Below are 25,154 nucleotides of genomic sequence, written 5' to 3' on the forward strand. Positions count from 1 at the left end.
AGCAACTCATGAGTGAGACCACTGTAAAAAAAGGCCGCACAGGCTCTAATTTTATTATTTTCTTATTAGTATTGGTATTGATTGGATTCGCTGTTAATGCGTTTTATGGCTTTATTCAATCTGGCAATGTTACCAGCAGAATTGCACTAGCTTCAGAAATGAAGGTATTGTCTCAGCAGATTGCTACAAACGCCACGGAGGCCGCTAAAGGTACTCAGGCGGCATTTACCGAGCTTGAAGAAGCCTCTAATAAATTCAACGCTAATTTGCGTAAATTGGTCGATGGAGATGACATCGCAGGCTTGCCGGCTGCACCGCTGAATATACAAACCAATCAACTTGCATCATTAAGTACACAATGGGCAGAGATTAAAGGTAGTTCCGATAGAATCCTAGAAAATAGGAATGTCGTTAATCAAATGTTCGCCAATGCAAATGATTTGGATGGATTGATTCCAAATATGCAGCGCGAATATGACAATGTTATCGATACGCTACTAGATACTCGTTCAAACGGTGACGAGATTCACCAAGCGACCCGTCAGAAGTGGTTAGCTGAGAGAATCTCTTCGGGTCTGCAAAAAGTATTACGTGGTGGTGAAGAAGCAAGGTTAGCTTCAGAAGATTTCGGTCAAGACGTTGATACTTTCGGAGCTTACCTTGAAGGTCAGCTTAGCGGTGACGAAATATTAGAAATCCGCCGTGTTGCAAACTCTAGTGCCCGCTCATCATTAGAAGCAATTGTAGATGTTTTCCAAGATGTGGCAGATAAAGTTGATTACATCGTTTTCAGTACTCCAAAATTATTTCAGGTACAAGAAGCGTCAGATGCAATTTTCGCTAACTCAGAAAGCTTACTGGGTTCAACGGAGGAGCTTGAGACAGCCTTTAACTCGGCTACTACTAGTGTCACTGAGTTTGGTAGTACAACCATTTCTGGTGTTTTATTCGTCTTGATATTATTGTTACTTGTCTTATTGTACTTAAGCCAACGTAAAGCGGAGAAATCTCGCTTAGCAGAATCAGAAGTTGCAGCAGAGAAAGAAAAAGAAGAGAACGCTCAAAACCAGGAAGCTATTATTCGATTACTGGATGAGATTGATTCATTAGCAGATGGTGATTTAACGGTAAAAGCAACCGTAACCGAGGATTTCACGGGTGCAATTGCTGACTCCTTTAACTTAACCATTGACCAATTGAGAGGCGTGGTAGGAACTATTAACACGGCGGTGGATCAGGTAACAAAATCAACCGGAAATACACAGCAAACATCGATGGCATTAGCTGAGGCATCGCGTCAACAAGCACAGGAAATTACCGGAGCTACGGCGGCGATTAATGAAATGGCAGTATCGATTGAGCAAGTATCTACCAACGCATCAGAATCATCTCAGGTTGCGGAAAAGTCGGTTGAGATCGCGAAGAAAGGCGGGGCCGTTGTACGTAACACGATTAAAGGGATGGACACGATTCGTGAGCAGATCCAAGAAACTTCTAAACGTATTAAACGTCTGGGTGAGTCGTCACAAGAAATTGGTAACATCGTATCATTGATTAACGATATTGCTGACCAAACGAACATTCTGGCACTTAACGCGGCAATTCAGGCATCGGCAGCGGGTGAAGCTGGTCGTGGTTTCGCGGTTGTTGCGGATGAGGTACAACGACTGGCGGAGCGTTCAGGTAATGCAACGAAGCAGATTGAAGCGCTAGTAAAAACGATTCAGAACGATACTAACGAGGCGGTTATCTCGATGGAAGATACCACTTCTGAGGTTGTCCGCGGTGCTCGATTAGCACAAGACGCGGGTGTCTCGCTGGAAGAAATTGAAAACGTATCAACTAACTTAGCTGATTTGATTCAATCGATTTCAAACGCCGCACGACAACAGGCAGCATCTGCTGGTCATGTTTCCAATACGATGACCATTATTCAGGAAATTACTTCACAAACTTCAGAGGGTACTACAGAAACTGCCCGTTCGATTGGTGAGTTAGCTGAGCTTTCTGAGGAACTAAGTCGTTCAGTATCAGGCTTTAAATTGGATTCTAGTAATGAAGATTATTTCAGCAGTAGTGCACCGGTTTCTGAAAGTTTTGAAGATACCACTGGTTTTGATGATGAGTCTGTTGAAGATTTATCTGAAGGTGACTTTGATATCCAAGAAGCAGAAGAGCAGTTAACTGAAGCCGAAGAGCAACTTGAAGAATTAAATGATGATTTTTCTGAGCTTGATATTGATAGTGAATTAGATGATGCGGTTGAAGAATTTGATGCATCTTCTAACGATGATGATTCCATTATCGAAGAGCTTGATGAGCTTCTAGAAGATTTAGGGACAGACAAAAAAGATTAAAATAAAAGTCTAATGTAACCACGAGAACGATAGTGTTCTCGTGACTCTACAACTGCATTTGATATTTGTTGAAGGAAGAAATAATAACGATAAGCAATAAATATTGAATGGCGATAACGGTGTGAAGATGAAAGATAGTCAAACCAAAGTAGCTTTAAATTGGGTCAGAGATGAAATAGAAAGTACGCTTGCACAAGCGCAAGCTGCAATTAATGCTTTTGCGGAAGATGAAAGTGATCAGACGCAAATACATTTCTGTACTAATTGTATGCATCAAATTGCTGGCACCTTAAGAATGCTAGAGTTTAATGGTGCAGCGATATTAGCCGAAGAAATGGAAGCTTTATCCGAAGATATTGGCGAAAATAAAGTCAAGGATAAAGGTGCCGCTTACGAAGTGTTTTTGTCTTCGATTTTGAAATTTAAAAGTTACTTAAACCGTTACGCAGAAGATAAAGCGGATCTACCGATTATCTTGATGCCTCAAATCAATGAAATGCGAAGCTGTCGTGGCCAAGATTTAATGGCTGTTGGCAACTTAATTAGCGTAGATTTAGATTCAATTAAGCCACTGCAAGCCTCTGAATCTCTTAACCTTTCAGGTGATATTAATCGCGAAGTTAAAACTATTCGAAACGAATATCAGCAAGGTTTAATCGGCTTTATAAAAGATGTTCACTCTATCGATGACTTGAATAATATGAGCGCCGCAGTCAAGAAGTTATGGCAGTTAGGTGAACGTGTTTTTTATAGTAATTTATGGTGGGTCGCTCATGTATTCTTGAGCGAGATTGCAGCACAGCGTGAGCCGGCAGATGTTACGGCACAAGGTCTTGCAGGAAAAATAGATCGTAGAATCAGAGATCTAACGGAACAAAATCAACATAAGGCAGAAGCCGATGTTTTATTAACCAATTTACTTTTCTGCATAGGCCAATTTAAAAGCGAACATGATTCGGTAAAAGAAGTACAAAGACGATATGATTTAGTTCATTTAATGGAGTCGCTTGGTGATTATGAAGAAGAATCAGCAAAGCTCAGTGGCCCTGATACTGATAGTATTAAAGCCGCGTTAGGGATTATCCAAGAAGATTTGGACGATGTTAAGGAATCACTAGATTTATATATCAGAACTCAGTCGGTTGAAGATGAGCCTCTTGAAGCTTTAATTCCAAATTTGCAAAAAATTTCAGATACCATGGCGATGCTAAACCTTGGTCAATCAAGAAATTTAGTCAATGACCAAGTAAGTGCTATTAAAGAGTTAATTGCGCTTGAATCAGAAGAAAGAAGTCATGCGCTTATTTCTGTTGTTGAGTCGATTTTGAAGTTAGATGATAACATTAAAACTCGCATGTCGATGAGTAGTGAGCAGTTAACTCAATCGGAAGATGAGTCATCTGAAGAAGACAGTTTGCAAGTAGTAAATGCGCGCTATCAGCTAATTCAAGAGTCCAGAACAAATTTACAAAAAGTTAAAGACTATATTGCGGATTACTTAGAAGAGGATCATCAAGTAGAGCGCCTAGAAGTTGTCCCCAATTTATTAAGTGAAGTTGAAGGGGCTCTAGAGTTTTCTAAACTGGATACGCTCAAAGATGTGATATCTAAAACAAAGACATTTGTTAGTCGTTTCTTAATGGAAAAGAAAGTTGTTTTAAGTGAGCAAGAAATTGTTAGTCTTGCTGATGCCATTAGTAGTGTCGATTATTATTTGGAAGGCCTTTTATCGTCGGGACTTCATGGCCTGCCGGTAGTATTGAAAAGAGCTATTGATAGTGTTGATAAATTAGAGAGTCACTACAATGATGTTGAAGAAGTCGCGCCGGTACTTGAAGAGGCAGTTGAGCTGCCTGAAATAGAGTTAGTGGCCGAAGATGATGATGATAGTTTAATAGATGATGAAGTTAGAGAAATATTCATTGAAGAGGCTGAAGAAGTTCTAGCGGAACTAAATGAGTTGGTTCCTGTTTGGAAAGCAGATCAGTTCCAAACCGAAGTGCTGTCAACTATTCGTCGTAATTTCCATACTCTGAAGGGCTCAGGTCGTATGGTTGAAGCTCATGAAATAGGCGAGCTTGGCTGGTCAATTGAAAATATGCTGAATCGACTGATCGATAACAGCGTTGAGTACAGTCCTGCAATGGTATTAACCATCGAAGACTCAATTAATGTGTTGCCATCGATGGTTGAAAAATTCGCTAAAGGACAAAAGTGCGAATTACCAGAGAAATTGATTGAGCAAGCGAATCGCATTAGTAAAGGCGAAATTATTACCGATTTAACTGTTGAAGCCGAAGATGATGCAGTAAGCCCAGAAGAAGAATTGCTTGAAGTCTTTAAGCAAGAAGCAGAAGGTCATATTACCAACCTTGAAATGTTTGCCAACCAGCGTGTTCAAGGAATCACACAAAGTCATATTAGTGATACGTTATTGCGTTCATTGCATACCTTAAAAGGGGTTGCGCATATCTCTAATATTGAATCGTTAAAAAATGTCATAGTTCCAGTGGAAAGTTACTTCCAAGAGTTGAAGTCTCGTGAGCTAATGGCTGAAAAAGATGATATGGGTTTAGTTGCTCATGTTAAAGATTTATTGAGGCATATTATTGAGCAGCCAAGCGATGATTCAGTTATTCATGCTCATGAAGCAGCAATCTTAGATCAAGTTTCGCAGTTACAAGTTCGCTTTGATGAAGACCTTACTGCTGAAGACGAGATGGGTAGAGATCCTCAGTTACTTAAGGATTTATTTAATGTGGCAGCTGATGTATTGAATGATTTAAAAGCCATTCGTTTATCTGACGCTTCTGAAGATTCTCGACGAGAGCAAGTTTCCTATCTAATGGCTTCAACCGATAGACTAGACGCTTTATTGATGTCTGCAGATGTACCAGAGGTTTACGATGTCACGCAGGCTATAGGCGAAGCTTTACAGAAAAATTTAACAAGTACAGTTGTTGATCCTTCGATAGATGAACTGTTACGTAAAACCAGTAATCAGCTGGAAAATCAATTTGATTGTTTAGCAGCAAACTTATCAATACCTGCTGCGGATGTTTTAGTTTCTGAATTAAAAGATTGGGCACCTGAAGAACTGCCAGTTGTTATGTCAGAGGAAAGCGTAACTGACCCTTCACAGCAAGATACTAAAGATGCTGATGGAAGTATGGAATTCGAAGAAATCGATATTTCACTTGATGATATCTTTAAGGGTGGTACTGAAGAGTTGGTTTCGGAAGAAAATCTTACTGTTTCAGAAGATGCTATTGAAGAAACTTCTGAAAATTTAATTGAATTTACACTTGATGATGCGATTGAAGAAGTAGCTGAAGAAAGTACTGAAGAAGTAGCTGAAGAAGTAGCAGAAGAAGTAGCTGAAGAAGTAGCTGAAGAAGTAGCTGAAGAAGTAGCTGAAGAAGTAGCTGAAGAAGTAGCTGAAGAAGTAGCTGAAGAAGTAGCTGAAGAAGTAGCTGAAGAAGTAGCTGAAGAAGTTGCTGAAGAAGTTGCTGAAGAAGTTGCTGAAGAAGTTGCTGAAGAAGTTGCTGAAGAAGTTGCTGAAGAAGTTGCTGAAGAAGTTGCTGAAGAAGTTGCTGAAGAAGTTGCTGAAGAAGTTTCTGAAGATGAACTAGATGAAGTCGATAGTGAAATCCTAGAGATCTTTATTGAAGAAGGTGAAGAATTATTCGCGAGTGATGCAGACTTATTAGAATCCTGGGAGAGAAGCCCAACGGATCTGAATGTTATTCTTGAACTACAAAGAAATCTGCACACCTTAAAAGGTAGCGCCAGAATGGCCAATTTCTCAGAGATTGGTGACTTGGCACACGGCTTAGAAGATTTGTATACAGGTCTTGCCGATAAATTATTCACGGCTAAAGCTGAGACTGTATCAATTGCTCAACAATCTGAAGATCAATTGTTGGCGATGTTTAATGCGCGTAAAGCAGGTCAGAAAATTAAACTTGATGAAGCTTTCATCAATCAAATTAATGCTCACATTGCTGAGTTAAAACAAGCTCAATTAGAAGAGCCAGAAGAAGAGATTCTTGAAGAAGTTACTGAAGAGTCCTTATGGGATCAAGAGCTTGCTGAGATTTTCTTAACTGAAGCTAATGAATTATTGGCTAATTATGATGAATCTGTGGCGCATTGGGCAAAAGATATGCGTCAAAATGATGTTCTTAATTCAGCAGTTAAGAGCATGCACACCATTAAAGGTGGCGCACGATTATCAACCTTATCTCCAATTGCTAACTTAGCAGAAAAAACAGAGTTAGCGACTAAGCTATTAAGTCGTGATTCAAGAGTGGGTCAGTCTCGCTGGAAAGATTTATTAAATAAAGCGCATAACCAACTGAGTGAAATGATCGTTGAAGTTCGTAATGGTGTGTTACCAAAAGAAGCGAACCAATTATTAATTCAACTCGATACTGATATTGAAACCATTAAAGATCAGCTTGAGCAATTGGCAAGACGTCAGGAAGTGGTAACCGACGAGCAAGTTGATGTAAAAATTGTTTCATTAATTGAACGTCAGAAACTTAAAGATCAGGCGACTAAAGAAGCTGAAACTCGTGACGTTATTCGTGTCCGTTCAGATGTTTTAGATAACTTAGTTAACTTAGCAGGCGAGGCTTCGATTCTACGAGCGCGATTAGAGCAACAAATTGGTGATTTGAACTTTAACTTAAGTGAAGTAGGCTCAACAGTTGACCGCTTAAAAGAACAATTACGTAACCTAGAGATCGAAACAGAAGCACAGGTACTTTATCGTCGAGAAATTTCTGGAGTGGACTTTGACGAATTCGATCCGCTAGAAATGGATAGGTATACTCGTCAACAAGAATTAACGCGTTCATTGCTTGAAGCGGCTAGTGATATGGTGTCACTACAAGAGGCGTTACAAGCAAAAATCGGTGATACAGAAGCAGCTTTACTGCAGCAATCTAGAATTAATACTGAGTTACAAGATCGTTTAATGCGTACGCGAATGGTTCCTTTTGATAGTATTGAGAGCCGCTTGAACCGCATGGTTAAGCAAATTGCTAAAGAACTTAATAAGGATGTAAAACTTAATTTAAGTTCTGAAGGTGAGATGGATAGAACTGTTATTGAGCGCATGGTTGCTCCACTTGATCACATGCTGCGAAATGCGATTGACCATGGTATTGAATCAAAAGAAGATCGTGTTAAAGCCGGTAAATCACCAACAGGTGTTGTAAACCTATCATTGAAGCGTCGCGGTAATGAAGTTTTTATTCAAATTGTGGATGATGGCGCTGGTATTAACAAAACTAAAGTTAAAAAGCGCGCTGTAGCACAAGGCATGATTGATGAGTCTTATCAGCCAACAGATCGTGAGTTGTATCGCCTTATTCTACAAGCCGGCTTCTCTACCGCTGAAGAAGTGACCCAGATTTCTGGTCGTGGTGTTGGTATGGATGTAGTCCATAGTGAGATCTTGCAGTTAGGTGGTTCTTTAGCCATTAACTCAACAGAAGGCGAAGGCACTACCATGACCGTTCGCTTACCATTTACTTTATCATCTAACCAATCCTTGATGGTTAAAGTAAAAGGTGAAAACTATGCAATTCCACTTTCGAATATTACAACCGTAGCTAGAGTAAGTGCTAAAGAAATTATTAAGATTTACCAAAATAAGACAGCAAAATTTAATCATCTCGGTGAAGAGTATGAGCTGCGTTATTTGGGGCAAATATTAGATCGAAACTCACAAATGTTAGCACCTACCGAAGAAATGATTCCGGTGCTTATTATTGAGGGTGAAGATCAACCTATAGCCGTACACGTTGATGAGCTACTAGGTTCGCGTGAGGTAGTGGTGAAATCAGTCGGTCGCCAGTTAAGTACTGTACCGGGTATTTCTGGTGCATCCATTTTAGGTGATGGTAGCGTTGTACTGATTCTGGATATGCAAACATTGGTTGATCGTTTCCACGAGTGGGATTTTGCACACCATTCAGAGTTTACCCAAGAAATTGTGGAAGAAGAAAAAGTTCCTACGGTTATGGTTGTGGATGACTCGATTACGGTACGTAAAGTTACCTCTCGCTTATTGCAAAGAAATCAGTATAAAGTGGTGACTGCAAAGGATGGTGTGGATGCAGTAACTCAATTAAATGACATTGTCCCTGATGTGATGTTATTGGATATTGAAATGCCACGGATGGATGGTTTCGAATTAGCGAGCTTAATACGTCACGACTCACGACTAAAGCAAATTCCGATCATTATGATTACGTCACGTACTGGTGAGAAACACCGTCAACGTGCTGAAGAAATTGGCGTAAATGATTATTTAGGTAAGCCATATAATGAAGAGAACTTATTGGCTACTATCGAAAAAATGTTGGAACTATAGAGAGATAGATTAAAGATATGGCTTCGAATAAAAAATCACCACAAGAAGTATTTAGCTTTCTGATTCCGATGCAGCAAGACAACTTGTTAATGCCCAGCGAATCAGTTGCAGAGATTGTTCCATTCATGAATGTGAGTATGTTTGAAAGTGCGGAAAAAGGTTCTGATTGGCATATTGGTAATCTTGCTTGGCGCAATATGAATGTCCCGGTAATTTCACTTGAGCGTCTACAAGGAATTCAAGATTTAGGCGATGTTAGACGTGCCAGAATTGCGGTTATTTATACTTTGAATGCAAATCAAGAAATTCCTTATCTAGCCTTTACGGTAAGAGGTATTCCTAGAATTATTCCTGTAGACGATAATAACAGCGAGATGCTTGATGCTAATCCAAGCGAGCGGGGCGTTGCAGCATGGGTATCAGTGGCGAGTAAAAAAGCTATGATACCGGATATGGATGCAATGGAAATTATGGCAAAAGAGATTCGATAAATTTATTAACTCTTTTTAGTATTAGTTTGTATAAAATCTCCCCATAGAGTATTAAGCGCAGAAACGGTTGCTAAAGCAGCCGTTTCTGTTCTGAGAATGCGAGGACCTAAAGAAACTGGAGTTGTCCCGCTTGACTCTATTTCAGCAACTTCTGAATCACTGAAACCTCCTTCAGGTCCAATCCATAATTGTATTTTTTGTTGTAAATTTGGTTTTTTAATATCGGCCAAAGTTATATTGGTATGAGGATCCAGAAAGAAGCAGTTATTGATCTTTTTAATTGCCTCATCCCAATTGAGGACCGGATTGATCACTGGAACAACATCTCGACCAGACTGCTCGCAAGCGCTGATAATTACCTTTTGCCAATGCTCTAATTTCTTTTGCCAGCGCTTTTGGTCCAGCTTAACACCGCAGCGCTCACTGATGATTGGTGTGAATTCTTTGACACCTAATTCCACAGACTTTTGAACGGTTAGATCCATCTTGTCACCTCGAGATACAGCTTGGAAAAGGTGAATATTCAGAGGGGACTCATTGTTAACGGAATGCTCGCTTAAAACTCTGGCCGAAACTTGGTTACGTTCTATAGAAACGATTTCAGCTTGGTACCTATGACCATTACCATTAAAGAGTTCGATCCTGGAATCGATGGCAATTCTTAAGACTTTTGAGAGGTGGATGCTAGCAGATTTATCGAGTGCGACAATAGAATTAATTAGCAGAGGTTGATTTTGATAAATACGGTTGAGACGCATGTAAACGGAAATAAAAGGATAAGTGAAAAAATTATAGCATAAAAAAAGCCAGCAAAATGCTGGCTTTAAAAGCTATGAAAAAGCTTAGTAGCGATAATGATCAAGCTTATATGGGCCTTCGACATTGACGTTAATATAGTCGGCTTGTTCGTTAGAAAGTGTAGTTAAGCGCGCGCCAACTCTTTCTAGGTGTAAGCGAGCAACTTTTTCATCCAGATGTTTTGGTAATACATAAACATCTTTGTCATATTTCTCACCATGTTGCCATAATTCGATTTGGGCCAACACTTGGTTGGTAAATGAATTAGACATAACAAAACTTGGGTGACCAGTAGCACAACCTAAATTAACCAAGCGGCCTTGTGCTAACATTATAATGCGCTTTCCATCAGGGAATACAACGTGATCAACTTGATCCTTAATGTTATCCCACTCGCATTTATCCAAACTGGCTACATCGATTTCGTTGTCAAAGTGGCCGATATTACAAACGATCGCCTCGTTCTTCATTCGTTCCATATGCTCATAGCGAATCACATCTTTGTTGCCAGTAGCCGTTACAAAAATATCAGCTTGTTCAATAATATTAGCATCTTCGATATTAACAACTCTGTAGCCTTCCATCGAAGCTTGTAATGCGCAAATTGGATCAACTTCTGTTACCCAAACATTAGCACCTAAGCCGCGTAAAGATTGCGCCGAACCTTTACCTACATCGCCAAATCCGCAAACGATAGCAACTTTACCCGCGATCATAACGTCAGTAGCACGTTTAATACTATCGACCAAAGACTCACGACAACCATACAGGTTATCAAACTTAGACTTAGTTACAGAGTCATTAACGTTGATCGCAGGGAAGGGTAATTCGCCTTTATCGCGCAATTGATATAAGCGAGCAACACCAGTAGTCGTCTCTTCAGTAACGCCTTGAATGTTGACTAATGTACGCGAATAAAAATTTGAATCTTCAGCGAGTTTAGCTTTGATTGAATTGAATAGAGCTATTTCTTCTTCGCTGCCTGGATTATCAAGCACAGTAATATCACTTTCAGCACGAGTACCAATGATTAATAACATAGTGGCGTCGCCACCATCGTCTAAAATCATATTTGGAGTCCCACCATCATGCCAAGTCATTAGCCGATGGGTATAGTCCCAATACTCATCTAAAGTTTCGCCTTTATAAGCAAAAACAGGAATGCCTTGCTCAGCAATTGCAGCTGCGGCATGATCTTGAGTTGAGAAAATATTACAAGAAACCCAACGTACCTCAGCACCAAGTTCGATTAAGGTTTCAATCAACATGGCTGTTTGAATAGTCATGTGTAATGAGCCAGCAATGCGTGCGCCCTTTAATGGTTTTTCTTCGCCATACTCTTTGCGAATAGCCATCAAGCCAGGCATTTCAGATTTAGCAATATCAATTTCTTTATGACCCCATGGAGCCAAATTAATATCTTTCACAATGTAATCAGACATAAATAATCTCTTAATAATTTTAGAATAAATTAAATTCCAGCTGAAACTTTTAAAGCTTCTGCTTTATCTGTTTTTTCCCAACTGAAAGTTTCTTCAGTTCGACCAAAGTGGCCATAGGCAGCTGTAGGTAAATAAATAGGTTTTAATAAATCTAGCATTTTTAAAATGCCAACAGGGCGTAAGTCAAAGTGTTCACGAACTAAGTCAATTAGGCGTTCTTCAGAAATTTTGCTAGTCCCAAAAGTATTAATACTGATAGAGGTTGGCTCGGCAACACCAATCGCATACGAAACTTGAATCTCACAGCGATCAGCAAGACCAGCAGCTACAATATTCTTTGCTACATAACGACCGGCATAAGCAGCAGAGCGATCAACTTTTGAGGGATCTTTTCCTGAGAAGGCTCCGCCACCATGACGTGCCATACCGCCATAGGTATCAACAATAATTTTACGACCAGTTAAACCGCAATCACCCATTGGGCCGCCAATAACAAAGTTACCGGTTGGATTGATAAAATATTTAGTATCTTTGGCAAGCCACTGCTCTGGTAATACTGGCTTAATGATTTCTTCCATAACAGCTTCTTGCAAATCACTATGCTTAACTCCATCTCGATGTTGAGTAGATAGGACGACTGCATCGATTGCCACAGGCTTATCATTTTCATAGCGGAAAGATAATTGACTTTTAGCATCAGGGCGCAACCAATCTAAAGTTCCAGCTTTTCTAACTTCAGCTTGACGCTGTACTAGCCGATGCGAGAAAGTTATTGGAGCCGGCATCAAAACATCAGTTTCATTAGATGCATAGCCGAACATTAAGCCTTGATCTCCAGCACCTTGCTCTTCGGCACTTGCACGGTCAACACCTTGAGCGATATCGGGTGACTGTTTGCCGATGGCATTTAATACTGCGCACGACTCCCAATCGAAGCCCATATCAGAGCCGTTATAGCCGATTTGTTTAATCGTTTGACGAGCGATATCTTCAATATCAACCCAAGCAGAAGTGGTGACTTCACCAGCCACGACTACCATGCCGGTTTTAACCATAGTTTCTACTGCAACACGGGCATTTGGATCTTGTGCAATAATTGCATCCAACACCGCATCAGAAATCTGATCGGCTACTTTATCTGGATGGCCTTCTGAAACTGATTCAGAAGTAAAAACAGTATTGATTGTCATTAATGGATATACCTATATTTGTGTGGTCGCTACTATAGATAGCAGTACTTCAATATTGCGTGAAAAGTGCGCAAATTTTACCCTTTTTAGACGTGTAAATCACGGATTATTACAAACCAAGAAATTTATTAAAGGAGTGTTTGAAATTAATAATGAGATTAGAAAGAGTTAAATATAATAAGCGCTCTTGGTCATGACTTTTGACATAAGCCTCATAACCGCTTTGATGGGCATTGGTAGTTCAGCCGCACCATGGTGTTTAGCATTTTCAGCGTGTTGTAACTCTTCTTGTTGCATCTGTTCTAAAATAACGCGACTCTTATTGTCATGCTCAGGTAAAGTGTCTAAATGGCTTTCTAAATGTTTGCCTACTTGATGTTCGGTTTCCGCAACAAAGCCTAGGCTCCATTTATCACCAGCGATTCCAGCCACAGCACCAATGGCAAAAGATGTGGCATACCATATTGGATTGAGTAAGCTTTCGCGTCCATTAAGTTCCTTAATGCGCTGGCTACACCAAGCCAAATGGTCAACTTCTTCTTGCGCAGCTTGCTCCATTTCTTGGCGAATACCTGGTAATTTAGCCGTTAAAGCTTGGCCTTTGTATAGCGCTTGAGCACAAACTTCGCCGGTATGATTAATACGCATCAAGCTAGCAGCATGCTGTTGTTGTGTTTGAGTAAGTTCGGAGTCTTCAATGGTTTGCGCTGGGTTCGGACGAGTTTCAGCGTCATAAACACCAAAATTGGTTTTAAGTGCTGAATCCGCAACATTGCAGAGACGATCAAAAAAGCTGAATTGACGCATAAGCTTGCAAAAAGATACACTGGCTATTGTATAACTATAAGGTTAATTTTGCCTTTTATACCTTTAAATAACAAATATAAATTTAGGATCTTTGTAACAATTCATGGCAGCTAAAACTGAACAAAACGATTTAACTTTACTGATCAAATCAAAAAATCCGATTATTGCCATTGACACTCATGAAGAAGAGCGGGCGATGGAACTACTTAATCGAATTGCGATAACTTTAGGCCGTCCTTTGTTCGGCTGGCATTTGACAGAAGGGTTACGTCGGATGGAGTTAAATGATGATCATCTAGCGGCTTTACCAAATACCGAAGAACCAACTAAAGCATTACAATATATTAAAAAAATGCAGCGCAAAGGGATCTATATTTTGTTTGATATGCATCCTTTCATTGATAAAGAACACCCGCAAAATATTCGTTTAATAAAAGATATTGCTTTGAACTTTTCACTCCATCAGCAGACAATTGTATTGATTAGTCATAAAGTTATCCTGCCGCAAGAGATCGGGCGCTATGCAGCACGTTTTCAATTGGAATTACCAAACTTAGAGCAGATAGAAAAGATGATCCAGCAAGAGGCGATTCGTTGGGCTAATTTTAATGGCGGCATGAAGGTTAGGGTTGATAAAAAAGTGATGCAGCGACTGATACAAAATTTAGCAGGTTTAACTTATGCTGATGCCCGACAAATTATTCGTAATGTGATTTACGATGACGGAGCAATTACTGAAGATGAAATGGAATCTGTGAATAAAGCTCGTTATCAATTACTGGATTTAGAAGGGGCGGTGCACTACGAATATGAAACAGCTCACTTTAAAGAAGTTGGCGGGATGCTAAAGCTCAAAGAATGGTTAGAGCGACGTCGGAAAGTATTTTTACAGTCAGAAAAATTTGGCTTGGATCAACCCAAAGGTATCATGTTGGTTGGTGTTCAAGGTGGGGGTAAATCTCTGGCCGCTAAAGCGGTAGCAGGTATGTGGGGAGTGCCTTTACTACGATTAGACTTTGGCGCGCTGTATAATAAATGGCACGGGGAAAGTGAGAAAAATCTTCGTGATTCGTTAAAGCTAGCTGAAATGATGTCGCCCTGTGTTTTATGGTTGGATGAGGTTGAAAAGGGCATTTCAACTGGTGAAAATGATGGTGGTACTTCTAAGCGAGTTTTGGGGACTCTATTGACCTTTATGCAAGAAAATAAATTTCCAATTTTTATGGTCGCAACTGCTAATGATATTAGTGCTTTACCGCCAGAGTTCATTCGTAAAGGGCGTTTGGATGAAATTTTTTTCGTGGATCTGCCTGACGGTCCTTCGCGTCAAGAGATTTTCAAAATACATTTGAGTAAGCGTAAACAATTACACCTTGAATTCGATTTGATAAAGTTAGCGCGAGCAACAGAAGGTTTTAGTGGTGCCGAAATCGAACAAGCTGTTGTCGCAGGTTTGTATACGTCTTTATATGATGATAGACCATTAGATACAGAAGTTATTTTACAAGAGATTACAGCCACTAGCCCTTTATCGAAAGTGATGGCGGAGAAAATATCGGCCCTGCGAGATTGGGCAGAAGGGCGTGCTGTTATTGCAAATTAGTCAGGGTAGTTTTCAAAACTCAGGAGAGGTAACTTTATGAAGTTGATTTATTCCAATGCATCGCCTTACGCCCGTACAGCTCGAATTGCAATTCGAGAGTTGGCTTTGTTAGCTCAAATAGAAGAAATCAATCAACACCCTTTTGATAACCCAGCTCAGTTAATCAGCTTTAACCCATTGTGCAAAGTTCCTTGTTTGATCGATTCTAATGGGCAAGGACTTTTTGATAGCCAAGTGATTTGCGAATACTTAGATGCATTAGTCGACAATAAACTTTTTGCAGATATAAATAATGATTGGCAATTGAAAACCTTGTATTCGCTTACACGTGGTATTCTAGATAGTAGCGTTGCCTGGCAGCAAGATAAAGTACGTGGAGAAGAGGGTTGTTCTGAATTTTGGCAAAAAAGGTTTATTAGTAGTATTGACAGAGGTTTGAATTATTTGCAAAAAAGAATTGATCAGTTGCCTGAAAAGTTTAACGCTATAGATATTAATTTAATAACCACTCTGGATTATCTAGCTTTTAGACATCCGGATTACGATTGGCAACAAATGCATCCTAAATTAGCAAGCTGGTATCAAACAAAAAATAATAGAAGTTCCCTTACAGAAACTATGCCGCAGGAATAAAAAAAGCCTTACATCAAGGTAAGGCTTTTAGAGGGAATTTCCGGTCTTAGTCTTGCTCTCGCGCAATTGCTCTATGACCAATGTCAGTGCGGAAATAAACTTTATCCCACGAAACTTTATCTACTGCTTTATAAGCGCTTTTTTGCGCTTCGGTTACAGTATCCCCAAGTGCAACTACGCATAATACTCGACCACCGTTAGTCACTATTGCACCACCTTTTTCTGCAGTCCCTGCATGAAAAACTTTGCCATTAACGACTTTATCGATACCTGTAATAATATCACCTTTCAGGTAAGACTCAGGATAACCTCCAGCAGCCATGACAACACCAACAGCTGCTCTTGAGTCCCACTGGGCTTTGGCAGTATCAAGTTTGCCATCGATAGCGACTAGGCATAGTTCACTTAAGTCTGATTGTAAGCGGCTCATAATTGGCTGAGTTTCAGGATCACCAAAGCGACAATTAAACTCCAACACTTTTGGGACACCGTCTTTATCAATCATGACACCAGCATATAAAAATCCAGTGTAAGGATGACCTTCAGAAGCCATACCTTCAACCGTTGGTACTATCACTTGTTGCATAATGCGATCATGCATTTCTGGAGTTACCACCGGAGCAGGAGAGTAGGCACCCATACCACCAGTGTTGGGGCCTTTGTCGCCGTTATCTCGAGCTTTATGATCTTGAGATGTCGCTAGTGGAAGAATGTTTTTGCCATCGACCATGACGATAAAGCTCGCTTCTTCTCCTTGTAAAAACTCTTCAACCACCACTCTATGTCCAGCATCACCGAACTTGTTACCTGCTAACATATCTTCGATAGCTTCATCAGCTTGCTGCAAGTCTTCAGCAATGATAACGCCTTTACCTGCAGCTAAACCGTCTGCTTTGATAACAATTGGCGTACCCATGTCACGAACGTAAGCTTTCGCTGGTTCGATCTCGGTGAAGTTTTGGTAAGCAGCTGTAGGGATTTGATGACGCGCTAAAAAATCTTTAGTAAAAGCTTTCGAGCCTTCTAATTGAGCAGCGCCTTGAGTTGGTCCAAAGCATTTTAAACCGGCATCAGCAAAAGCATCGACCACACCAATGACTAATGGTGCTTCAGGACCAACAATGGTTAATTCAACCTGTTGTTCTTTTGCAAAAGCAATTAGAGCTTCAATATCTTCTGAACCAATCGCAATATTTTCAACTTTTGTTTCTAAAGCTGTGCCAGCATTACCTGGTGCTACAAAAACTGTTGAGACTTTTTCTGATTGAGCGGTTTTCCATGCTAGTGCATGCTCACGACCGCCACTACCAATAATCAGTACATTCATCGTATGCTCCTAGTGTCTAAAGTGACGCATGCCTGTGAAGACCATCGCCATGCCATGCTCGTTAGCGGCTTCTATAATTTCATCGTCACGAATTGAGCCGCCCGGCTGAATCACAGCGGTAATACCAGCTTCAGCCGCCGCATCAATGCCGTCACGGAATGGGAAGAACGCATCGGATGCCATGATAGAACCTTTCACTTCAAGGTTTTCATCAGCGGCTTTGATGCCAGCAATTTTAGCAGAATAAACGCGGCTCATTTGGCCTGCGCCAACGCCGATCGTTTGGCCATTGCGGGCATAAACGATAGCATTGGATTTAACGAATTTCGCTACTTTCCAGCAGAACTGTAAATCGCGCATTTCATCGGCAGTTGGCTTCCGCTTTGAAACCACGCGCAAATCATCTTCGAATACAACACCTAAATCGCGGTCTTGAATTAGCAAGCCACCATTAACGCGTTTGTAGTCTAGACTTGGGACCGCTTTATCCCATTGGCCACACTCTAATAAGCGCACATTTTTCTTTTCTGCAACCGCAGCTTTGGCTTCTGCAGACACGCTGGGCGCAATGATGACTTCAACAAATTGACGGTCAACGATTTTCTGAGCTGTCGCACCATCCAATTCACGGTTGAAAGCAATGATGCCGCCAAACGCAGAAGTCGGATCGGTTTGGAAGGCAAGCTCATAAGCTAAGTCAATATTTTCAGCAATAGCAACACCACAAGGGTTAGCGTGTTTAACGATAACGCAAGCCGGCTCTTCAAAACTTTTAACGCATTCTAATGCAGCATCGGTATCTGCAACATTATTGAAAGAAAGTTCTTTACCTTGAATCTGGGTTGCGGTTGAAACACTTGCTTCTTCTGGCTTGTGTTCAGCATAAAATGCTGCTTGCTGATGAGGGTTTTCTCCATAGCGCATATCTTGTGTTTTTTTGTATTGCACAGAATAGGTAGGAGAAAAACTGCTGGAATCATTTGCAGCCTGGACGCCTAAGTAATTAGATATTGCCGCATCGTAACGAGCTGTGTGAGCAAAAGCTTTAGCTGCTAGTTTAAAACGAGTGGCTTTATCCACGCTGCCATTTTCGGTGATCTGTTGTGCGACTTGGTTGAAGTCTTCATTTTCAACCACAATTGTGACGTCTCGATGATTCTTGGCCGATGAACGAACCATGGCTGGGCCACCAATGTCGATATTTTCAATAGCATCTTCCAGACGACAATTATCTTGCGCTACGGTGCTTTCGAAAGGATATAAGTTCACTACAACTAAGTCGATAGCGATAATGTCATGTTCAGCCATGATCTCATCATCCATGCCACGGCGTCCTAAAATAGCGCCATGAACTTTAGGGTGTAGAGTTTTAACACGACCAGCCATCATCTCTGGGAATTGAGTATATTCAGAAACGTCGGTAACGGTCAGACCGTTGTCACGCAATAATTTCGCAGTGCCGCCGGTGGATAAAATTTCGATATCTTTTTGCGCCAGAGTTTGGGCAAATTCAACCACGCCTTTTTTATCGGAAACGCTAATTAATGCACGTTTGATGGGGCGAAAGTTTGGCATAAATAATCCTCAGAAAATTCGTAGCTTAAAAAAGTAAAGTTCGTTCGTCTGTGGCTAAATGAAAGAGTTATAGTAAGTTATAACGCTTAAGTTTTTTGCGTAAAGTACCGCGATTTAAACCTAATACTTGCGCTGCTTTAGTTTGGTTGTTGCGAGTGTGCTCCATAATGGCACGCAATAATGGCTCTTCAACTTGAGTTAAGACTAAGTCATAAACGTCATTTAATGACTGACCATTCATTTGCTTGATATAGTTTTGCATCGAGATTGCAACGTGCTCTTTTAAAGTGGCACTGGTCGTAGGGTTCGGATTAAAGTTAGAACCAGAAATTGATTCTTGTGTTTGATTGTTGTCAAAAATTGTCATGCTGCTTTAGCCTGTTGTTTTTGTTTAAAATAATATTTTAGTGTTTCTAATTGAGTTTTTGCGTCTTCAATTTTATTAAAAGTACGTCGAAACTCTTTACCGTCATCTTGTTCTTGGAGGTACCAAGAAACGTGTTTGCGGGCTATCCGTGGCCCCATTACTTCGCCATACAACTGGTACAAGCCATTCATATGTTGAAATAAAATCTGTTGTATTTCTTGCCAACTGGGAGATTCTAAATGTTCGCCAGTTTGCAGAAAATGCCAAATTTCTCTAAATATCCAGGGTTTGCCTTGAGCGGCTCTGCCGATCATCAAGCCATCGGCTTGCGTATAGTCTTTGACCCACTTAGCTTTTTCTGGGTTATCAATATCGCCATTAGCCATAATTGGAATTGAAACGGCTTGCTTTATTGCGGCAATCGTTTCAAATTCTGCTTCGCCCATAAATTTATCTGAGCGGGTTCTGCCATGGATGGCTAGCGCTTTGACATCGGCCTCTTCAGCAATTTTCGCAATAATTAAAGCATTGCGATTATTGGCATCTTGTCCCGTGCGTATTTTTAAAGTTACTGGGACATCGACCGCAGCAACTACAGCTTTTAAAATACGCTCAACTAAATCAGGGTCCTGCAATAAGGCTGAGCCGGCGGCTTTCTTACAAACCTTTTTAGCTGGGCAACCCATATTAATATCGATTATTTGTGCACCGTGCTCAACATTATGTTGAGCGGCTAAAGCCATAATCTCAGGTTCGGTGCCAGCAATTTGTACTGAGCGAATACCTATTTCGCCTTGGTGGACTCTTCTTAAGCGACTTTTTTTGCTGTTCCAAAGACGCGGATCGGCTGTAATCATCTCTGAAACCGTCATGCCGGCTCCTAATTGCTTGCACAACTGTCTAAAGGGTTGATCCGTCACGCCAGCCATCGGCGCTAAAATCAACGGGTTATCGAGTTGATAGTTGCCGATATGCATGATTTAGCTAAATAAAAGTAGTAAAAGTCTTGTTGCCACCAATTTTGAGGACGCGATCATACACTTTTTAACAAGGGATTTGAACGCTAATTGATTAAAAAATCGTCAATATTTTGCTTGACATTTGAACGATATTTAGTGGTCGGACTTATTCAACGATTTGTACTTGATAACCACTATAAATTTTGTCATCACTTAGAAATGAAAAACCGATTTGAACCGTTTGATTGGCTTGGATCAAGGTATTGTGATTAACCTCTGGTAAATACTCAGCGGGAGTGAAGTCAGGGGTGGTGAATTGACCGCCTTTGATATCGCTTAAAACCACTCTTACTTTTGGAAACGGTTGCGCAAAATCAGCCGTATTTTTCAATAAAAGACTGACTTCTTGTTGTCCTTGAACCTTTGGAGAAACTTCAATGCCGCTGACCACGAATAAGTCCGGGCGTTGCAAAGGAGGCACTTGGCAGCCAAAGAGTGAGCAAGAAGCAGTTAAAACAGGACGCCAACTGGCATCTTGAGCCAATTTGATGCGATTAGGCCAAAGATAGAAATACCAAAATAGACTTATTAACAAAACTGCGGCTAATGCAATATAGAGGCTATTTTTTATTAAGTTGCTCTTATTGATATTGGAAGGAGTGGCAGCTTCTTGAACCGCCAGTTCAGGAGCTTCGGCAATATCTGCTAATGCTTCGCTCATCATATTATCCGAAGCTTCTTCAACATTATCAGCCATCGATGCTTTTTGAGTTTCTTTTTCCATAGAAACTAACGAATCAGTGGCTAAAAATAACGATTGGCACGAGCCACAGCGAACATGACCTTCAGCCATCTCCAAATGCTCTTTACGCAATTTAAATACCGATTTGCAATGTGGGCAATTAGTTAAAAAAGTTTCGCTCATGAATAATAATTACTTTTAGAATTCTATAGTTGTTAAGATTTAATACCGCTTAGTCGAGACCAGTCACCTTCGCTAGTAACGGCATCCATAGCAAACCATTGCTGATAAATTTCACTAAGCTCTGCTGCTTGCTCATTAAGCAAGCCCGATAATACCAGATTGCCGCCAGATTTCACTGAGTTGGCGATTGATTCTGATAACTGGCGCAAAGGTTCTGCCAAAATATTAGCCAGCAATAGATCGGCTTGCGGTAATTCGACTTGATCGGGCAAACCCAATATCAATTTGTCTTCAGAAATACCGTTTCTTTTTAGGTTTTCACGGGTCGCATCAATTGCCTGCGGATCAATGTCAACCGCATACACTTTGTCAGCGCCAAGCAACAAGGCGGCTAAGGTTAAAATACCTGAGCCACAGCCATAATCAATCACTGTTTTACCTTCAAGCTTAGCGGCATCGAGCCACTGAAGACATAAGGAGGTGGTTGGATGGGTTCCGGTGCCAAACGCCAAGCCGGGATCGAGCATAATGTTTACGGCATCAGGATTGGGTGATTCGTGCCAGCTGGGAACAATCCAAACTCTTTTTCCAAACTGCATGGGTTTGAAGCTATCCATCCAACTTCGTTCCCAATCTTGATCACGAATAATTTCCCATTGATAATTTTGCCCTAAGCTTTGGGAATATTCACTATTCGATAAAACCTTATCCATGACAGTGGTTTCGGTATTGGCATCAAATAGTGCCAGCACTATGAGATGCTCCCAAAGCGGCGTTTCACCGGGCTTAGGTTCTAAAATAGGTTTATCTTCAGCATCTAAAAAAGTGACAGCAAGAGCGCCAAGCTGCATTAAGAAGTCACTAAGTGAGTCAGCATCAGGGTTTTTGTAATCGAATTTTAACTGGATCCAGGACATATTCTTCTCAATTAAGGTTTAAAACTTGCAGAAATGCTGATTAATAGCCATTTACCAGATGCTTTAGACCAAACTTGAGTGCCACCACCTTTACTTGTGAGCTTGGCTCCATCGTTAAGACTAAACACTTGAATATATTCATTGGTGAGTACAGCTGTTTCTGCATTTACGACTGATATTTTAACGTTAGGAAATTTAAGGCTGTGTACCTTTTTAATGAAACTAAATCCTGTAACGATATCTATTTTGAAACCTTCATAATGATTCCAGTTAGTGCCATCAACTTTTAAGCCTGTGAACTTATCTTTATCAATAAAAGACAAATAAGAATTCACATCTAAATTCTTTGCTGCTATTGCTAATGAATTAAATTGAGCCCTAATCTGACTTTTTACAATAGCCGTATCAGCTGTAGTAATTGTGGTCTGCTTTTGTGTGCAACTAATAATTAGTATAAATAAAAGTGAAATGAATAAGGTCTTACTTAACAATTGAATCACCTAGTTAATCCAAACTTCTTTGGCCCAATGCCATATAGAAGGCCAAGTTTCTTCTTGTATCGATGAGCCCTGGTAAAGACTGATTTCATTCGCTTCGGAAATGCAATAATAACCTTCTGGTGCTTCACAAATTGGAATGAGATTTCTTGGCACTCCAATATCCCAAGCATTCGCGGCGACATCAGGCAAATGAGTATGTGACTGCGGGTCGCTTACTGTCACCGGCTCTAAGGAACCAATCACTAAATTACTGACCTCTAATAAGAACAGGCGTAAATCACCAGGAATCGGAATATACAATTCTTCTTCGATCATCACTAAATCGTCTTCATCAGGTAGCTCTAAACCAAAAGCTACCGATTGAGCCGATTCTTGCAATAGTTCTATTACATCTTCCATAGTTGGATTTACTTGTTCTAAGTGGGGTTATTATAAACGACCTGAGCGTTTGATGTTGAAATATTGATTGACTAAATGAGCAGGTAATTGCTGTGGCGTTGAATCGACAGTAACAACCCCTTTAGCCGAGAAATAGTCAAGTAGTCCTTGGCGTTTATCCAAGAATAATTCCGTTTCCGCATGCAAGGCTGCTTGATTAAAATCTTGAATAGGTTTATCTAAAATTTTATCAAAAACAGCTTCTCGCAAATTTGCCAATAAAACCAAGTGATGTTTTTGTAATAACTTTATCGCAGGCTCAAGCTCAGGCAAGTCGTCATCACGCATATTAGAGACTAACACCACTAAAGCGCGCTTTTTAGTTTTACTGATCAGATCTTGCGCGGCTAAAAGATAATCAGAAGCGGTTAATGTTGGATGTACATCATAGAGTTGATTCAAAAGCAGGTTCACTTGTTGCTGACCTTTGATAGGCATTATGCCTCTATTATGTCCGCCAAAGGTTTGAAACCCAACAGCATCTTCTTGTTTTAGGGCGACATAAGCTAATAGCAGCAAGGCATTTAAAGTATGATCAAAATGGGAAAGTTGATCGTCTTTAGTGCGCATTCGCTTACCGCAATCCATTAAGAAAATGATCTGTTGATCTTTTTCTTCTTGGTATTCGCGTGAAATTAATTTTTGTCGACGCGAAGTGGCACCCCAATCCAACTGGCGTAGACTATCACCTTTGCGATAATCTCTGAGTTGATGAAATTCCATTCCTTGACCGCGCAATTGTTGTAGATGAATCCCCATATCAGCAAGGTTATGTTCGCCGGCCAACATATTGAAATGACTTATCTGAGTAAAGTTAGGATAGATTTTTATCACATCATCTTGCGGTAGACGCACACTCCATTGCCAAAATTGAAAAGGCGAATCTACAATTAATTGAATATCACCAAACATGGCATCGCCGCGAGTAAGGGCTTTTACCGAATATTGGACTTGTCCTTCTTGTTTTGGCAAAAGGCCAAGTTGATGTGGCTTAACTTGAGCTTCCATCAATTCTGGGAAGTGATCATAAACGACTAATGAAACGGGCTGTTCTGATTGGTTGGTTATGACCAGTTTAATTTGGCTTTGTGTGCCGCTGGCAATGTTGTTAGGCAATATTCGTCGTGCACTGAGCTGAGTTAAATGACTCTTATTAAGCAGGTCAATAAGTGCCGTCACTATCAAAGTGATCAGTAAGCCGTAGCAACCCCAAACTATCCATTGATCATCGATGGCTTTATCTTGCCAACTGGCATAGAAACGATAAGTGGCAAGAGCAAAAGCCAAAACCACAACAATGGCTAACCACTCTAGTAGTCGTTTGCTTGGTTTGGGGCGGATAATCATCGCCAGTTTATCCTCTCGGAGCTTCTACTTGTTCAAGAATATCTTGGATAACTGAAGTAACCTTGACTCCTTCAATCTCAAGCTCCGCTGATAAGCTCATTCGGTGACGTAAAACTGGCGTTGCAATTTGCTTAATATCATCTGGAGTTACAAACTGACCGCCACGTAATAAAACCAATGCTTTGGCACAACGAATTAAAGCAATGGTTGCTCTTGGCCCAGCGCCATTACGAATACCGGGCCATTGACGGCTTGCTTGTACTAAACGCACAGCGTAGGCATAGAGTGAGTCATCCACTTCGACGGTGGTGGCAACTTTTTGCATCGTTAAGACGTCTTTCACCGTCGCAATGGCTTCAATTTGTTCAGTGGCAAAACTATCGCCCACATGACCTTCAGTAATCATTTTTGCAATCGCCTGCTCACTAGCGGCATCTGGATATTCAATAGTTGCATTAAGTAAGAAGCGATCTAGCTCAGCTTCTGGTAAAGCGTAGGTGCCTTCTTGTTCCAGTGGATTTTGTGTTGCGAGCACCATAAAAGGTTTATCAATAGTATGTGCGGTGCCTTCTATGGTGATTTGCTGTTCCTGCATCACTTCTAATAATGAAGCTTGAGTTTTTGCTGGTGCACGATTGATTTCGTCAGCCAACAGTAAATTGGTGAATGCCGGTCCTTTGCGAACTTTAAAACTGCTATCTTTTTGATCAAAGAATGCGTGGCCCGTGACATCGCTTGGCATGAGATCCGGAGTGAATTGAATACGAGAAAAATCACCAGAAATAGCTTTGGCTATAGATTTTACTAATAGGGTTTTGCCTAATCCCGGAACACCTTCGATTAGTAGATGGCCTGCAGCGAGTAAAGAGACTAAAGCAAGATCGACAACATTGTCTTGACCTATAATCGCTTTAGTAATCTGGCCACGAATAGCTTGAATTTTTCGATGACATAACTGAATCGGATCTTTAGCCGCGGGCTTATTGTCGTTTGCGGTTGGGTCGTTTTCAGGAGCACTGTCTTGAGGTTGCAGAGATTGCTCTTGATTAGAGTTGTCAGTTGTTGAATCGTTTATATCACTCATCTTTTTTTC

General features: G+C 40.6%; 19 protein-coding genes. 5 read left to right on the forward strand and 14 right to left on the reverse strand.

Annotated elements, in window-relative coordinates; translation table 11 throughout:
* Window positions 1-8: 8 nt before the first annotated feature.
* From GJS41_RS08170 to GJS41_RS08180, 3 genes are all read left to right on the forward strand, one after another.
* Window positions 9-2,357, forward strand: coding sequence for a methyl-accepting chemotaxis protein (locus GJS41_RS08170; RefSeq protein ID WP_154246780.1), 2,349 nt, complete (start codon window positions 9-11; stop codon window positions 2,355-2,357).
* A 127-nt stretch (window positions 2,358-2,484) separates the two neighbouring features.
* Complete coding sequence (locus GJS41_RS08175; RefSeq protein ID WP_154246781.1) at window positions 2,485-8,742, forward strand: Hpt domain-containing protein; 6,258 nt, start codon at window positions 2,485-2,487, stop codon at window positions 8,740-8,742.
* A gap of 17 nt (window positions 8,743-8,759) precedes the next feature.
* Complete coding sequence (locus GJS41_RS08180; protein WP_154246782.1) at window positions 8,760-9,233, forward strand: chemotaxis protein CheW; 474 nt, start codon at window positions 8,760-8,762, stop codon at window positions 9,231-9,233.
* 5 nt (window positions 9,234-9,238) lie between these two features.
* On the opposite strand, the gene GJS41_RS08185 is transcribed toward GJS41_RS08180, so the two are convergent.
* From GJS41_RS08185 to coq7, 4 genes are all read right to left on the reverse strand, one after another.
* Window positions 9,239-9,991 carry a 16S rRNA (uracil(1498)-N(3))-methyltransferase gene (locus GJS41_RS08185; protein WP_154246783.1) on the reverse strand — a complete coding sequence of 251 codons (753 nt, stop codon included), beginning with the start codon at window positions 9,989-9,991 and terminating at the stop codon, window positions 9,239-9,241.
* Window positions 9,992-10,075: 84 nt separating this feature from the next.
* Window positions 10,076-11,473 carry an adenosylhomocysteinase gene (ahcY, locus tag GJS41_RS08190; protein ID WP_154246784.1) on the reverse strand — a complete coding sequence of 466 codons (1,398 nt, stop codon included), beginning with the start codon at window positions 11,471-11,473 and terminating at the stop codon, window positions 10,076-10,078.
* A 29-nt stretch (window positions 11,474-11,502) separates the two neighbouring features.
* Window positions 11,503-12,663, reverse strand: coding sequence for a methionine adenosyltransferase (gene metK, locus GJS41_RS08195; protein WP_154246785.1), 1,161 nt, complete (start codon window positions 12,661-12,663; stop codon window positions 11,503-11,505).
* Between the two features lie 168 nt (window positions 12,664-12,831).
* Window positions 12,832-13,470, reverse strand: a complete 639-nt coding sequence (coq7, locus tag GJS41_RS08200) for a 2-polyprenyl-3-methyl-6-methoxy-1,4-benzoquinone monooxygenase (protein WP_154246786.1) — start codon at window positions 13,468-13,470, stop codon at window positions 12,832-12,834.
* A 103-nt stretch (window positions 13,471-13,573) separates the two neighbouring features.
* Between coq7 and GJS41_RS08205 the strand changes: the two genes are divergently transcribed.
* On the forward strand, window positions 13,574-15,073 hold the full coding sequence (locus GJS41_RS08205) for an AAA family ATPase (RefSeq protein WP_154246787.1): 1,500 nt from the start codon (window positions 13,574-13,576) through the stop codon (window positions 15,071-15,073).
* Window positions 15,074-15,109: 36 nt separating this feature from the next.
* Window positions 15,110-15,706, forward strand: coding sequence for a glutathione S-transferase (locus GJS41_RS08210; RefSeq protein ID WP_154246788.1), 597 nt, complete (start codon window positions 15,110-15,112; stop codon window positions 15,704-15,706).
* A 46-nt stretch (window positions 15,707-15,752) separates the two neighbouring features.
* Here GJS41_RS08210 and purD read toward each other — a convergent pair whose 3' ends face one another.
* From purD to GJS41_RS08260, 10 genes are all read right to left on the reverse strand, one after another.
* The gene (gene purD / locus GJS41_RS08215; RefSeq protein WP_154246789.1) at window positions 15,753-17,033 is read right to left on the reverse strand and encodes a phosphoribosylamine--glycine ligase; all 1,281 of its coding nucleotides are present in this window, start codon (window positions 17,031-17,033) and stop codon (window positions 15,753-15,755) included.
* Window positions 17,034-17,042: 9 nt separating this feature from the next.
* Entirely contained in the window at window positions 17,043-18,608 is a 1,566-nt protein-coding gene (gene purH, locus GJS41_RS08220; protein ID WP_154246790.1) for a bifunctional phosphoribosylaminoimidazolecarboxamide formyltransferase/IMP cyclohydrolase, read from the reverse strand.
* Window positions 18,609-18,675: 67 nt separating this feature from the next.
* Entirely contained in the window at window positions 18,676-18,969 is a 294-nt protein-coding gene (fis, locus tag GJS41_RS08225; protein WP_370515681.1) for a DNA-binding transcriptional regulator Fis, read from the reverse strand.
* A gap of 2 nt (window positions 18,970-18,971) precedes the next feature.
* Window positions 18,972-19,952 carry a tRNA dihydrouridine synthase DusB gene (dusB, locus tag GJS41_RS08230; RefSeq protein ID WP_154246792.1) on the reverse strand — a complete coding sequence of 327 codons (981 nt, stop codon included), beginning with the start codon at window positions 19,950-19,952 and terminating at the stop codon, window positions 18,972-18,974.
* A gap of 148 nt (window positions 19,953-20,100) precedes the next feature.
* Window positions 20,101-20,859, reverse strand: coding sequence for a zinc-ribbon and DUF3426 domain-containing protein (locus tag GJS41_RS08235; RefSeq protein ID WP_154246793.1), 759 nt, complete (start codon window positions 20,857-20,859; stop codon window positions 20,101-20,103).
* Window positions 20,860-20,891: 32 nt separating this feature from the next.
* A complete protein-coding gene (prmA, locus tag GJS41_RS08240) occupies window positions 20,892-21,776 on the reverse strand; it encodes a 50S ribosomal protein L11 methyltransferase (protein ID WP_154246794.1) in 885 nt (294 codons plus the stop codon).
* Window positions 21,777-21,787: 11 nt separating this feature from the next.
* Complete coding sequence (locus GJS41_RS08245) at window positions 21,788-22,276, reverse strand: nuclear transport factor 2 family protein (RefSeq protein WP_154246795.1); 489 nt, start codon at window positions 22,274-22,276, stop codon at window positions 21,788-21,790.
* Window positions 22,277-22,675, reverse strand: coding sequence for an SMI1/KNR4 family protein (locus GJS41_RS08250; RefSeq protein ID WP_154246796.1), 399 nt, complete (start codon window positions 22,673-22,675; stop codon window positions 22,277-22,279).
* A gap of 30 nt (window positions 22,676-22,705) precedes the next feature.
* Window positions 22,706-24,061 (reverse strand): DUF58 domain-containing protein, encoded by a 1,356-nt coding sequence (locus tag GJS41_RS08255; RefSeq protein WP_154246797.1) that lies wholly within the window; start codon window positions 24,059-24,061, stop codon window positions 22,706-22,708.
* A 7-nt stretch (window positions 24,062-24,068) separates the two neighbouring features.
* Window positions 24,069-25,145 carry a MoxR family ATPase gene (locus GJS41_RS08260; protein WP_154246798.1) on the reverse strand — a complete coding sequence of 359 codons (1,077 nt, stop codon included), beginning with the start codon at window positions 25,143-25,145 and terminating at the stop codon, window positions 24,069-24,071.
* Window positions 25,146-25,154 lie beyond the last annotated feature (9 nt).

Source organism: Kangiella sp. HZ709, assembly GCF_009674675.1.
In the GTDB taxonomy this organism is placed as follows: domain Bacteria; phylum Pseudomonadota; class Gammaproteobacteria; order Enterobacterales; family Kangiellaceae; genus Kangiella.